At 59.1% G+C, this 14,216-nt stretch carries 10 protein-coding genes; all 10 read left to right on the top strand.

The annotated features are described in order from the left end of the window. Nucleotides 1–134: 134 nt before the first annotated feature. On the top strand, nt 135–629 hold the full coding sequence (locus tag AOT87_RS04300; protein ID WP_240483267.1) for a hypothetical protein: 495 nt from the start codon (nt 135–137) through the stop codon (nt 627–629). An 89-nt stretch (nt 630–718) separates the two neighbouring features. After that, nucleotides 719–976, top strand: a complete 258-nt coding sequence (locus tag AOT87_RS04305) for a hypothetical protein (RefSeq protein WP_057969671.1) — start codon at nt 719–721, stop codon at nt 974–976. 122 nt (nt 977–1,098) lie between these two features. Continuing rightward, on the top strand, nt 1,099–1,407 hold the full coding sequence (locus AOT87_RS04310; protein WP_109398869.1) for a DUF5361 domain-containing protein: 309 nt from the start codon (nt 1,099–1,101) through the stop codon (nt 1,405–1,407). 3 nt (nt 1,408–1,410) lie between these two features. Next, a complete protein-coding gene (locus AOT87_RS04315; protein ID WP_057969669.1) occupies nt 1,411–5,157 on the top strand; it encodes a phage tail tape measure protein in 3,747 nt (1,248 codons plus the stop codon). After that, on the top strand, nt 5,158–6,264 hold the full coding sequence (locus AOT87_RS04320) for a hypothetical protein (protein ID WP_057969668.1): 1,107 nt from the start codon (nt 5,158–5,160) through the stop codon (nt 6,262–6,264). A 92-nt stretch (nt 6,265–6,356) separates the two neighbouring features. Continuing rightward, on the top strand, nt 6,357–8,051 hold the full coding sequence (locus tag AOT87_RS04325) for a hypothetical protein (RefSeq protein WP_346425392.1): 1,695 nt from the start codon (nt 6,357–6,359) through the stop codon (nt 8,049–8,051). 9 nt (nt 8,052–8,060) lie between these two features. Next, complete coding sequence (locus AOT87_RS04330) at nt 8,061–8,552, top strand: hypothetical protein (protein ID WP_234797255.1); 492 nt, start codon at nt 8,061–8,063, stop codon at nt 8,550–8,552. 59 nt (nt 8,553–8,611) lie between these two features. Next, nucleotides 8,612–9,688 (top strand): hypothetical protein, encoded by a 1,077-nt coding sequence (locus AOT87_RS04335; protein WP_057969666.1) that lies wholly within the window; start codon nt 8,612–8,614, stop codon nt 9,686–9,688. Beyond that, a complete protein-coding gene (locus tag AOT87_RS04340) occupies nt 9,688–13,806 on the top strand; it encodes a serine hydrolase (protein ID WP_057969665.1) in 4,119 nt (1,372 codons plus the stop codon). Before AOT87_RS04335 ends, AOT87_RS04340 begins: the two co-directional genes overlap by 1 nt. A 10-nt stretch (nt 13,807–13,816) precedes the next feature. After that, the gene (locus tag AOT87_RS04345) at nt 13,817–14,215 is read left to right on the top strand and encodes a hypothetical protein (protein WP_057969664.1); all 399 of its coding nucleotides are present in this window, start codon (nt 13,817–13,819) and stop codon (nt 14,213–14,215) included. Nucleotide 14,216: the final 1 nt, after the last annotated feature.

Genomic DNA, 14,216 nt, shown 5'->3' on the forward strand with positions numbered 1-14,216 from the left:
TTCTGGTCCCGGCTGCACCGTGCCTTGAAAGGGGCAAAATCATGGCGTCTGACGTCAAAAATGTTTACGCTGCCGAGCCTTTGGCGACCGGGTCATGCCTTGTTGCACCCCTCGGCACCACACTCCCCACCACAGTGAGCGCAACCCTAAATGTTGCGTTCGTCGACCTCGGATACATCGGCGAAGACGGATTCACCGAGACCATGGAGCGCACGACCGAAGAAAAGAAAGCCTTCGGCGGCGACACGGTCAAGGTTCTGCAGACCGAGTACAACCACACCTTCCAGTTCGTTCTCCTTGAATCACTCAAGGGTGATGTCCTGAAGGCGATCTACGGCGAGTCCAACGTGACGATCACTCCGGCTAACGGTTCCCACGGAACCCAGGTTGCGGTCAAGAAGAACTCGAAGAAGCTCCCGCACATGTCGTGGGTCATCGACACCACTGACACCGAGCTGGATGCCAAGTACCGCAACGTCATCCCCGATGGACAGATCACCGAAGTCGGTGACGTGACCATCGTGCACTCGGACACCATCTCCTACGAGGTGACTGTCAAGTGCTTCAAGGATGCGGACGGCAACTACGTCTACCTGTACACCGACGACGGTCAGGTAACCGGCTCATAGCCCCGGCGGGGCTTGTTCTTCTGATGCAGCCGGGACCGCAGGCCCCGCCGGTCTAACCGGCTGCGCTAACAATCACCGAAAGGCTGCAGATGTTCGTCTACAAATTTGAACTCGGCGAAGGCGATGAAAAAGTCGAGCACACAATCGCTTTGAAGCCATTCGACCAGATACCTACAGGCGTGCTGCGAAAGAACCGGGACGACGCTGAGGCGGGAATGTGGGCGATGTTCGAATGGGCGCTGACCGAAAAGGATCTGGAGCTGTTCGACCAGATGCCAGCCAAGAAGGTTAATGAGCTGATGACCGCTTGGCAGAAGGATGCCAACGTCGACGCCCCAAAATCCTAGCGCTTCTAGCGCTCATTGATGAGCATCGGGACGCGCTAGAAGCCGACCTACTCAACGCAGGTTTCCGGTTACGGCACTGTCCTTCACCGGAATTCACGTGGCGAGACCTGCATGTGTTCGTGATGTTCCTAGATCGTAAATCCAGACTGTTTCAGCAGCTACATCCAGACAAGGCCGATTGGACATTGACCAACCGGCTCCTAGCGATGGTTGTCAACTGCCTGCGCCTACTCCTGTGGTCGAAGTCCAAAGACGGTCAAAAGAACCGCAAGCGGCCATCGATGATCGGCCCGGACATGCAAGACAAGAGCTCGGAACGTAAGGGCTCAAATGTGAAAGCCGCACCGCTGTCACGGATCAAGGCGGCACTCGGGCGCGGTGACGATCTGGACGACAAGAGCAGGAAACTGCGGAATGTATTTGGGAGGTGAACTGTGGCAACTGAACTCGCGGCAGGATACCTATCCTTAACAGTTAAGTACAAAGAAGCCCAAAAGGGCATCGGCGCACTCTTTGACAACGCCCAAAAGCAGGCGCTGAAGTCTGGCGACAAGGCCGGAGCGGACTTCTCGAAGGCCGCGTTGGCGTCTGGCGCAAAGTGGAACTCTGCGAGCAAGTGGTGGTCCCCCTTTACGCGGGGGGCCGCAGCTGAAGGGCAGAAGGCTGGCCAGCAGTTCACTCGCGGTGCGGAATCGGCAACCTCACGCGGCCGGGTCACCTCGTTGTTCTCGGGTGCCGCACGTACCGCTCAGGTAGAGGGGACGGCTGCTGGATCACGCTTTGGCGAGGGATTCAAGTCGGCACTGAAAGCTTCCGGGGTTGTTGCCGCAGCCGGCGCCTTGGCCGTGGGGTTCAAGGCTGCGATAACTACCGGCGTCGATTTCGAGCGGACCATGAACACCCTCTCGGGCGTCACTGGCGCTACTGCGGATCAGATGGGCCTACTTCGTCAGCGCGCCAAGGATCTTGGTAACGACGTAAGCCTGTCCAGCACGTCCGCTGTCGACGCATCCCAGGCTATGACCGAACTGGCCAAGGCCGGTTTCACTGTCGAACAGTCCATGACTGCAGCCAAGGGCACTCTGCAGTTGGCTGCAGCGGCACAGATCTCAGCCGCAGAAGCAGCAAAGATTCAGGCCAACGCTCTACAGGTCTTCGGCCTGAACGCCGATTACGCGGCTAAAGCCTCAGACGTTCTAGCGAACGTCGCAAACGCTACTTCGGCCGACATTACCGATGTAGCGTTCGCGATGCAGGCCGGTGGCTCTGTGGCGTCCCAGTTCGGCTTAACCCTGGAAGACACCGCTGCCGCGATCGGCATGCTGACAGCGAACGGCATCAAGGGCTCCGACGCGGGCACCCTGCTAAAGGCCACCCTGCTGGCGCTGACTGACCAGTCCAACCCCGCCCAGGGTGCGATTGAAGAACTTGGCCTAACCGTGTACAACGCGAGCGGCCAGTTTGTCGGCATGAGTTCGCTATTGGGGCAGCTGGGTGAAGCCGCAAAGCGTATGACCCCCGAGATGTACCAGGCCGCCACCGGAACACTCTTCGGCTCCGACGCGGCCCGCCTAGCCGGTGTTGCGGCAAAGGAAGGCAGCGTGGGGTATGACCGGCTCCGTAAGGCCGTCGACAGGCAGGGCGCCGCAGCAGATCTAGCCGCAGCGCAGAATCAGGGACTACCCGGCGTTATTGAGCGGATGAAGAATGCTGTAGAGACCGCCTCGATCACATTCTTTGAGCTCATTGACGGGCCGCTGCAGTCGGTCGGCGATGGATTGACGGGCTTTGTCAACACGATGCAAACAGCGTTTGCGTCAGACTCGGTCAAGCAGGCCGCATCAACCCTCGGAACCGTGATCGGTGGGCTGGGCAAGGCAATTGGTGAGATTGCCGAAAATGTTGGCCCCGGTCTGATTTCGGGGATAAGTGGAGCGGTCAACCTGTTCGAGCGGTTTAAGGCCGTCATCATCCCGCTGGTTGCTGGGTTTGTGGCCTACAAGACGACCGTCCTGGTTATTATCGGGATCACCAAGTTGTGGGCTGCCGCTCAGGCGATCCTCAATATCGCATTGACCGCCAACCCGATCGGCTTGATCGTGGCCGCTATTGCGGCACTCGTCGCCGGTGTCATCCTGGCATACAAGAACTCTGAGACATTCCGCAAGATCGTCCAAACCGCCTGGGCCGCCATAAAAACAGTAGTTGGCGTGGCGTGGAACTTCCTAAAGACCGTGTTCGCGGCGATGAAACCCGCCTTTCAGGCGATCGGTACCGCCGCGATGTGGCTATGGGAGAACGCCATTAAGCCCGCCTGGGAAGGGATTAAACAAGTCATCGGCTTAGCGTGGGAAGTCGTATCGGACGTCTTCAACAACTGGGTGCGCGTTGGCAAGATTGTCGGCGAAGGCGCGATGTGGTTGTGGAACAACGCCATCGCGCCCGCTTGGGAGGGCATCAAGACGGCCATCAGCGCCGCATGGGACTTCGTCTCCCCGATCCTCGACAAGTTCCAGGCCGGATGGGATGCCCTTAAGTCCGGCATCTCTGGTGCGGCAAGTGCGATCAAAGACGCTGTCACATCTGCATTCTCAGGACTGGCTGCGGTCATTAAGGCGCCCCTGAAAGCCCTAGGCGCTTTCTTGTCGGCTATCCCCACTTCGGTATTCGGGTTTGAGGTTCCCGGAGCTGACAAACTCAATCAGTGGGGTAAGTCCCTGCAGGGGTTCTCCGGCGGCGGCCCGGTGCGTGGCCCCGGAACGGGTACCTCCGATTCGATCCTTGCGTGGCTATCCGATGGCGAGGGCGTCGTCACTGCCAAAGGCATGAACAACGGCGGCGCGGGAATTGTCGCCGCACTCAACGCCGGATGGGTCCCCTCGGCCTCATATCTGCGGGACATGATGATCCCAGGTTTCGCCGAGGGACTGAATCCTGGGGCGAACTACCTGCGGTCGATGGTGATGAAGCTGTGGCCGCAGATCTCCAATATTGGCGGGCGACGCTCCGAAGACGGATACGGGGAGCACTCGTCCGGAAACGCCATCGACATCATGATCCCCAACTACAACACCCCAATGGGCAAGGCGTTGGGCGATGCAGTCGCCGCATTCGTAGTGAAGAACGCACAAGTACTTGGTCTGGACGGGCTCATCTGGCGGCAAACTAGCTACGGCTACGGCGGTTCACTTACCGAAGGTAAGCCGATGTCCGACCGGGGCAGCGACACCCAGAACCACATGGACCACCTGCACGTAATGCTCGGCAAGGGACGTGGATCTGGCGCAGCCGCAGTCGGATTGCCCGCAAGCTCGGTGTCACTACCCGGCGCATCAGGCTCAGTTTCCCCACTCGGATTTGGAAGCGGATCGTCGGGACAAGGAGCGTCATCAAAGCAGGTTCGCGAAGCAGACGACCGCATCGATGACCTCTCCAACCGTCTCGACGTTACAGAGCAGGAACTCGCAGACCTCGAATCCAATCCGAAGGCTAAGGAGACCACGAAGCAGCGCAAGCGCGACATGGTCGAGAAGCTCAAGCGCGATCTGCAGCAAGCCAAAGATGACCGCGCCGGGCTAGACCTACAAGGCGGTGGATCAGGCTTCGGTGGATCGGCCAACAACCCGATCGCGAAGATTTCCGAGGGCCTCAAGGAACTGATGCCAAACTTCGGTGAACTCGCCGACACTGGGGTGGGCGGACTGACGGAAACGCTACTTCCCGACGGTTTCTCAAACCCGATGGACTGGGGCATATTCAAGGCCGGATCCACGCTCCTCAAATTCTTCGGTGGGCTCCGTAAGGAATCGGACGGCTCTCCGCTCTTGGGCGAAGGCGGGGCGGCATTCGCAAATATCGCGGGTGCCGCAATGGGCGGATCAGGAAGTGGTGTCGTAGATGCCATCACCGGCCTACTGCCACAACCGTTTGGCGGCGGCATGGCACAGCCCGGCGACTTCCAAGGTGGAAACCAGCTGGGGCGTCCAGGCATGGATCCTGCTGCGGCATTCGTGCCCGGCCAAAACCCCGGCACCGGCGGTGGCCCCACTGACCAGTCCACGAACGTCAACTTCAACGGACCCGTCGGAGCCAATGCCGGGGATGTAGTCAACAAAGTCAACGACGGCTACAACTCCAACTGGCGCCGCAACTTCGGTACTGCACGAGTGGGGGCGCCCTAGATGGCTGACTTCAACCTCCACGGCATCCATAAGCCTCCAACCGAGGACTTCTACGGCCTGCCTGAGTATTTGAAGGCGACCAAAATGAAGGTCGTCTATATCGGAGTGCCGCACCCCTCCACGGGCAAGCGGTTGATGTGGAACCTTGCTGGCACAAACGAGGGTCGCGAAGGGGTTATTCTCGCCCCCCAGCTGTCCGGGATGATGCATGTCCCGTTCGAGCAGCTGATGTCTGAAGGCCCCTACACGATCGGCGCCATTCCTGAGCGGGTGGACTGGAAGAAGCGGGAGATCAACTTCGGGGTTCACATCAATCCGGATGTGGCCCCGTGGATCTCCCGCAACGGAGAGGTCATCGACAACCCGTTCCGGTACCGAATCCTTGAGGATCGCTGGTGGGGTTCCTGGTCCGCGAAGGAGGACGGATACCTCGGGGTATGGACCCGCACCCATGGGTGGAGATTCCTGCGGGTTCGGTTGGCCTCTGATCCCAAGACAGCTTTCACGCTGGATCCGACCGCCATGGGGAACAACTTCATGACCTGGGATATGACGATCGTTGCCGTCCAACCGTATTGGGCGAAGCGCTCCGAGTATTCAACATGGAAGAACACGATCGACACCTCCACGTTGTGGGATCAGATCGAGGACCTCCTGAACGAGTTCATCCCCGGTCTCGACGTGGGCGAGGGTGTGATCACTGTTCCTAACCGCGGTGATCAAGCCTCCTACCCGAAGTTCATTGTGTCCTCGCCAGGTAAGGCGTGGATACAAGAGGGCGATAGGTGGGTTCAGCTTCCGCTACTTACCCCGCAGGACGGGTACGTGCTGGTGGACACAGACCCGAACGCTCGAACCCTCACCGCGTCAACAGATCCGGTAGATCCGCTGTTCTACAAGATTCTGCGGAACTCGCAGCTGCTGGACTTCCTTCTACATGACTTGTTTAGCTCGACGCTGCCGGTGTGGCGGCGCATGACGCAGTCATTCACCGACGCAAGTCTGATCCCGCCAAAGACAATCGCGAAGCTGAAGGTGCGCCACTCAAACGCTAACGGCTCCATTACGGCCATTGTGCCCCAACGCTACGGGATGGCTTACGCGTGAGTTGGTCGGTTGACCTCACCGGCATTTCATCTCCGCAGGAGATCCTGGACCGCATCATCGGCGCTACCCAGGCCCCGACTGTTGGTGACCCAATGTCTGCCTACCGGTACCTTGAGGGGCGGCGGCGCGCGCAGGTGGCCGAAACCAAACAGCGCCCCCTGCTGCGGTTGTGGGACAAGAACATGAAGCCCGTCGGCACGATCGCTCAAGAAAAGAGCGTGCGTGTCGAAGAGGTGATGGCAGATTCGGGCACGGGAACATGTGTTATCCGGCGAGACAACTGGCTGTCCAACTTCATCCTCTACGACCGCCGCGCCGAAGAAGACCTCCACTTCACCCTCGACCCGATCCCTACCAAGCGGTCGTACAAGACGCGTTGGGGCGGCAAGATCACCGGCGTCACCGCTAAGCGCTCTAACGACGGATTGCACACCGTCGAAATGGAGATGGTGCACAACCGCGAACACGTCAAGCATCTTCTGGCGGGTGCGAATCCGATCTTCCCTCCGGAGATCCAGTTCCCGAAGATGTTCGTGCTCCCCTGGAACTGCCGTACCGCCGTTTCGCTGACTATGTTCATCAACCTTGCGCGGCAGTACTTTCCGCTGCTGTCTATTCCGACGAACATCTTCAACCCGGGCGCATGGTTGGGGGTCGCGGACATCATCGGCGGCTTCGACCCGCTGCTATGGCCGGTGCAAGTCCAGTTCTTGAACCCGCTGTTTGATCAGTCCCGCACCACCATCCTCACTTCACGCTGGACCGACATTCACACCGTCACCGCCCCGCTACTGGAAGATGCGGGCTGCATGATCCGCGCCTACACGTGGCTCACCGAAGACGAAGAGTCCCCGCACCCTGAATTGGGGAAGCTGGCGGGTCAACTCGCACGCCCGCACCGCAACGCCGTCATTCTCGCGGTAGAGGACAAGTCCGGCGTCACTGGCCCCACCGGAACGCTACTGGACGGCCCGATAAATCTGATCGCCTCCACCGCGGACGACATGATCACCGAAACCCTCTCCAGTGTCATTGATCTGGACAAAGACAACGATGGGGAAACTGATCCGCTGATCCGCAAGTGGTTTGGTGTGGCACCAAAACCCCCGTGGGTTGTGTTCAAGGACGGCGAATACTCGGGGATCGTCGAGTCCCAGCGCACCATGCACGGCGCGACCGCGAAAACCATCATGATCGGTGGACGTTCTCCGGGGTGGGTGAACCAGCTCCAAACCTTCGGCATTAAGTACGCCTTGTCGCAGTTATCTGCCGTCATCTCATACGGTTTGGGTGCGTACCAGCAGCCTGGAACGCCAGGTTTGGAAGAGCTGTACCAAGGCCAGTTGGACGACACCCTCTTGGCGTGGCAGCGATTTACCGACCCCATCAGGGCTATCCGCATGGGCGACTTCGGGTTCCTGGAGCACTTCGAACAGGGCGGCGGCGGAACCGCGTACACCGTGTCCGGAATCTTGAACCTGCGTTCAGGGCACTGGAAGACAAGGGCATACACGAGCTTCAAGACCAGCATCCGAAACGGCACTCCATATCTACTGGACACCGATTTCACGCTAGGCGACCGTCTCGGGTTCCAGATGGGCAACGTCATCCACGTAGACCAGTGCACCGCGGTACGTCGGTCGTACGACGAGTCAAACCCCATGACTATCGAACTGTCGATCGGGGATGACTCCGAAGAAGAAGATCCAGTAGCCAAAGCCACCCGCACGCTCGCCGCGGTATGGGGATTGGTCGGCATGTTCCTGGGCTCAACGGACGTTTTCTGAGAGAAGGCAATGGAACTCAACGAGACAAACGCTTTCAAGAAGTTCACCGCAAAGCGCGAAGCCGAAGAAGCGGAAAAGCAGGAGATGCTCACCGCGTTCCACCAATTCCTTACCGACTGCCACTACCCGGTAGCCAACGACGGAACAGTAATGGACGCCTCCTACTGCGTCTCGATCATCGGATACCACATGGTTCGCCGAGGCTGGCGCCCATCAGCTACCCCAGTGATCAAGAAGCAGAAGGTTGTCGGACCTGGGGTTATCGAGGACGCCGTCAAATGGGTGCCCATGGACGCCCCCGACGATCCGCTGGAAAACCTAGAGAAGATGACCTTCGCTGAGATAGCGGCACTCCCAGAAGACCTCAAGGTAGAAGCGGCGCGCCGGCTCAACAAGGGCCGGTTCGATCACGACCTGCCCGAGCCGCAGCCCGCATGGCAGGTCACCCCCAACATTTCGATCACCGACGAAGAACCGTCCGGTGACGACTTTGTCAAGTAACCCGATTTCCCTCGTCAAACCCCTGCTACGGCGGGGGTTTTCGCATGTGAGGAGCAGCTATGCCCGATCCCGGTGACGCCGTATACCTGGGGAGTGTCCTAACCAACATGCACTTCTGGGGTGTTGTCTCGGACCTGGAAACCCCAGCGATGGTGACCGGCACTTTCGAGGTGGCCCAGAATGATGGCGCTATCACCTTGGATGCTTTGGTTGGCGCACAAGGTGTTCCGGGGGAGAACGCACCCATCGTCAAGATGCAGTACCAGTCGTCTATCGATGACCCCGATGATCTGCCCGACAACCTGACCGATGACGACGCCGACATCGGAAAAGCATGGTGGGTCGGGAACATCGTCTACCTGTGGGACGGGGAGCACTTCGTCCAGAAGCAGATGGGCACCCAGGGCCCCCCGGGGCCGTACCCCAACATTCACCCATCGATACAGCTGCTAGACCCTGACGACCCCGAACTGGAGTCGGAGATCATTGTCTCTGGCACCACCGCGGATCCGGGTTGGCTGTTCAAGATGAAGTGCCCCAAGGGGCCTCAGGGTGACAACGCCACCATCCGTGACGCCACCGACTATGACGACTCCACCGCACCCGCCACTGGTCAGGTGATCGCATGGAACGGCACAGATTTTGCTCCAGCCGACTTCAACCCGCTGGCAATGCGCGTCTACTCCCTTCCTGAGGCGTCATTCACCAACTTTAGTGGCATCACCACCCGACAAACCATCGCATCCTTCGCCGTACCCCCACAGGAATTTGACTGGCAGCCCATCGTCTTCGGGCACATCAAAGCGACCGGACTTGAGCTGGACGAAGACCCATTCATCATCGGCTGCGAGGTTCGACTCGGTGACCCCAGCTCGGGGCAGCTTGTGGGCCGCGGCTTCGGCAACATCTCTTCCTGGGCAACGATAATTCCGCACTTCTCATCAGTTGGAGACACCAGTAAGGCGATAAATCCAGACAATGGCGTTGCAGTGGTTCCTGGGTATCACACCGGGGCGACAGGGACTCTGTACGTCAACCTCTACAACGACGGTCCAACTGGCATTTACCAGTTCAACAAGAACAACGCACAGCTGACAGTCATGGTCGTACCCGTTTCTCCGGTGCCGGGTAGCTAGTGCCCAAGGCGTTTGACCGGAACTCTCCGGTTGCCGATTTCGATCCCAACAAGGCGATCGAGTTCAACCCACTCTCGGCGCTGCGTCAAAGCACGGAGATGTGGGAGACCATCCTCGGTGCCATCAAGGAGTTCGCGGAGAACCTCGTCAAGGAGCTGATTCAGAAGCTGCTTGGGCTTGCCATCGACCCAGGGCAGGCCATAGAAGAGCTTTGGGAACTGCTAACTGGATGGACTGAGAACATCCCGATTCTCGGCGACATCATCCAGATCATTGAGGATTTCCTGAACGGGAATCTGTTCGGGCACGACGGATTCATCCTGTCCAACCTCATCCCACTACTTTCGTTCAGCTGGATCACCGCAGAGCAGTCGAACCTGTTGATTGCCGGTAACTTCCAAGACGGCACGACGATCGCGGACAACCCGTACTGGTCCTGGGAATCTGGGGTAACGCACAGCGCCGACAGTTCCGGCAGTGTCAAGGTCACAGCGAACGGCACCAGTAAGGCGCTGCGGTCGAACGAGATCATCGTGAGCCCGACACAAACCATGTCGCTGGAGATGTGGCTGAAGTGGTCCGGATACTCGGGATCTAACACGCCAATCAAGTTGCAGCTGGTGGAGTTTGAGGGACGTGGCGCAAGTGCTGTGCAAGTCGGTATCAAAGACGTTGCCACGTTCAACCCGTTAACCAGCACGGGGGATTGGCGTCAACTAACCGGCAACTACACCGTTCCCGATGGTGTGCAGTCGGTGCGTGTGCGCATCTTGGTTACCAAAGACGCGGACACCGGAACGTTCAATTTCGATGACGGTATCGGCAAGAAGACCAACAAGATTCAGCAGAGCTGGATTGACGGTCTGTCAAACACTTTTCAGGAAGTGCTGTCCCGGTGGCAGCTGATCATCGACACCGTCGTCAACGGGATCACCGGTTCTAACAACGCCCTGCATTCCCTGGAAGACCTGTTCGAGGCTGTCACTCACATACCGTTGTTCAAGATCCTGGGATTCGGTGGCCCGGGGGATGCGAACACTACGTTCGAGGAGTTCCTGTCTCATCTCCTCGGGGGTATGCAGGGGTCTACTGACCCGAATTCCAATGGTGGGTTCGCAGACCTGTTTAACGTCGCCAAGCTGCTACAGACGGCCGCGGCGATGGGGGAGAGCGCCTTCCAGATCCTGAGCCAGCGTAATAACACCGGCGGCCTACTGCCATCCGGCCGCTCAAACTACGGCATCACCAGCATCAACACCACTCTCTCTGCCACTCAGAGTGCGTCACTAATTGCGACGATGCGGGTGCGGCGAGACATTGCCCTGGGGGTGGTGTCCTGGTTAGGTTGCGGCACCAGTGGGTTGACGGCGTTCTACGTCAACATCTGGAAACTCGACTCAGCTACCGGCGATTGGGCGCTGGTCCACCACTCGCCAAACATCCTGTCCGAGTTGACCGCAGGCTCAACACCAAACTGGACCTTCTATCAGCTCGACACCCCGTTGGATCAGATATCCGGCGAAGACTACGCCTACGAGCTCGTCCCCGTCGGGGGAACGCACAGTGTGCGGGGTATCTCGACTACAGACGACATTCCGGATCACCCGTTCGCGCAAGTTGTTGGTTTGGCCGCAACGCGGGACAACACCTCGTCCCCGAACTCACCGCCGTCGACTATCGCCAAGGCCAGCGTTGTTCGTTCCGGGAACATCCCGTGGATTGAGACGGCCATCGACACCGGAAACGGTGTGGGCTACTACGACCCAATCGGCGACTACGTAACCGAGTCCGGCACTGTCCCCATCCCGTCATGGTGCAACTTCGTTGATGTCGTCGCTGTTGGTGGCGCCGGTGGTGGCCAGATGGGGTTGACGCTCGGATTCCACGGCGAGTCCGGCTCTCCTGGCCTGTACAAGTCGGCCACATGGCAGCGGGGCATCCACTTCGGCGACGACACCGTCATGACCTTCACCAAAGGTGTCGGCGGACCGGGTGGACGTATCGGCCACGATGACGGCGAAAACGGCACGGCCAGCAGCTGGTCAATCCCCGACTACAGCATCACCGGCGAACCCGGAGTTGGTGGCACAGAGCTGCAGCTCGGATCCAACCCGATCGGTCGCGGCCCCGGAACCATCGAATACAAGGGCGAGAAGTACGTCGGCGGCGGCGACCAGAAAGTCCCCGGCGCCGATGGCGCGTCCCCTGCTGGTGGCGGTAACGGCGGCAATGGTCTGACGTTCCAGTTCGGCGGCAAAGGTGCTGACGGTAGGGGCTGGTATCGGTTCCGCCAGAACCCCCTTGAGGGCGAATCGATCATCGGCGGCCCGGGCCAAGTCTTGATCCCCAGCATCGAGTCCACGGCATCGCTGGGAACCCCCACCGTCACAGGTGGCTTGTCGCTGCTTTCACTCGAGGATCAGGCCGCCATCGACGCGATTGTGGCTGCGAACCTAACCGCCCCCGGCGCAACTTTGATGATCCAATCCCCGGACGGCTACTACGAGAAGGCGTACGGCAAGGTCTCCACCGCTGCAGGCGCGCGGAATGTGAACTTAGACGACCACTTCCGTATCGGTTCGTGCACGAAGTCATTCACGGCCACGATGATCCTGCAGGCAGTGGATCGCGGGTTGTTGTCGTTGGACGATCCGCTGGAGAAGTTCTTCCCCGGAGTTCCTGGTGGCGACAAGATGACTGTGCGGCACATGATTTCGTTGCGGTCGGGTCTATTCAATGAACAGGGCGACCCGGGCATGATGATCCGCTACTTCCTCTCCCCGGCTTCGGATTGGTCGGATCAGGACACGCTCGCGATCATGAAGCAGCACCAGCCGGCGTTTGAGCCTGGCTCAAGCTGGGCGTACGTCAACGCCAACTTCATCATCCTGGGAATGATCGTCGAGCTGGTCAACGGTCGCCCAACGCGTGACGTTCTACAAACAGACATTCTAGATCCACTGGGGTTGACGCAGACCAGCTACCCGACGAACGCGAAAATGCCTGAGCCGTACGCAAACGGCCACGCATACACAACTGGCATCTTTGGTGGCTGGGCTTGGCAGGATGCCACAGAGACGGGGCCGGGTTATGCCAGCTGGGCAGGTTCGATGATCTCTACCGTCCACGACTTGCTGTTGTGGGCCAAGGAATTGCGTGACGGGACCTTGTTGAGCCCGGAAATGCACGCCATGCGGACCGAATGCTACTGGCCCATTCCCTGGGGTAACGATGACCAGTTGACCTACTTCGGGTACGGGCACGGCATGTTCGAACTGGGCGAGTGGCGCGGGCATGGCGGGTCGTGGCGCGGCTACGAAGTGTCCGTCTACTACTTGCCGAACGGCACCTTGTTCGCGATGTGCGAGAACGCGCAGACCCCGACCGTTGAAGTCGAGGTGTCGATGATGTTCAAAATCGGCAAGTACCTCTACCCGGATTCGCTGACTGTTCCTGACTACCAGGTCAATCGGGTGTTCGGGATCAAATCCAGGGCATCGGTTGGTAAGCCGATCATCGGCAGTATCGATGTCAAGTTCGACAACAAGAGCACCGTCGGCACAAGCCAGTCCGCGATACCAGGATTCACTCTGGATCCGGAAGCGAACATCGCCTTCGGCTATCTGACAACGCAATCCGGAATTGACCTGTCTGTGGTGACGGCGAAAATCGGTGGCGCCACCATGAACAGGCTACCGGTCATGTCCAACGGATCTAACCAACTGGTGGTGTGGTGGCTGCTCGATCCACCCACTGGTGCGCAGTCGATCAACCTGATCGGCACACCGTATGGATCGAACTACGCAACAGGTGCAGCGTCCTACAAACTCGCAGCAGGCGCTGGCATCGGCACACCCGTAATCACCCAGGGCTACAGCGCATCCCCATCCGTGAGTGCGACCACAAACAGCCATGGCAGGATCGTCAACGCCTTCCTGTATGGCGGCCAGACCAGCGCCTACAACCAGACCGAACGCGGCCATCTAGACACCCAACCATTCGGTGCTGGCCTGATATTCGGTGACGCCCCAGGCGGTTCGGTGACATTCACGCAAACCCTCGCAGCAGCAGCCCCATGGATCGGTATCGCGATCCCCATCATCTCCAACGCGGAATAGGGAGAACCTCATGGTTAACGCTTTGTATGACAAAGCACGGGAGTCGTTCCTTATGGGCGACCTCGACTGGGAAACCCAGAACTTTAAAGTCGTCGGCGTTGACGCCACCTACACCCCCAACATGGCTACACACCAATATCTTTCGGACACCACGGGAGCTGTCTGCACATCATCAAACCTGGCCAGTAAGTCCTGGACCGGCGGTGTAGCTGACGCCGCGGATGTCACTTTCCCGACTGTCACTGGTGCCACGATCGTGCGTTGGATCGTCTACCAAGACACTGGCACTTCCAGCACGTCCCGGCTTGTCGCCATGTATGACACGGCATCCGGATTACCAACAATCCCGGATGGCACGAACATCACCGTGACATGGGACAACGGAGCTTCGCGGATGTTTCGCATCTAGC

This window comes from Mycobacteroides sp. H003 (assembly GCF_001440135.1).
Taxonomy (GTDB): Bacteria; Actinomycetota; Actinomycetes; order Mycobacteriales; family Mycobacteriaceae; genus Mycobacterium; species Mycobacterium gwanakae.

Bases quoted from the DNA above. Each gene is read 5' to 3' on its own strand.
- AOT87_RS04305 (WP_057969671.1), top strand. From the start codon at position 719: ATGTTCGTCTACAAATTTGAACTCGGCGAAGGCGATGAAAAAGTCGAG.
- AOT87_RS04310 (WP_109398869.1), top strand. From the start codon at position 1,099: ATGTTCCTAGATCGTAAATCCAGACTGTTTCAGCAGCTACATCCAGAC.
- AOT87_RS04320 (WP_057969668.1), top strand. From the start codon at position 5,158: ATGGCTGACTTCAACCTCCACGGCATCCATAAGCCTCCAACCGAGGAC.
- AOT87_RS04325 (WP_346425392.1), top strand. From the start codon at position 6,357: ATGTCTGCCTACCGGTACCTTGAGGGGCGGCGGCGCGCGCAGGTGGCC.
- AOT87_RS04330 (WP_234797255.1), top strand. From the start codon at position 8,061: ATGGAACTCAACGAGACAAACGCTTTCAAGAAGTTCACCGCAAAGCGC.
- AOT87_RS04335 (WP_057969666.1), top strand. From the start codon at position 8,612: ATGCCCGATCCCGGTGACGCCGTATACCTGGGGAGTGTCCTAACCAAC.
- AOT87_RS04345 (WP_057969664.1), top strand. From the start codon at position 13,817: ATGGTTAACGCTTTGTATGACAAAGCACGGGAGTCGTTCCTTATGGGC.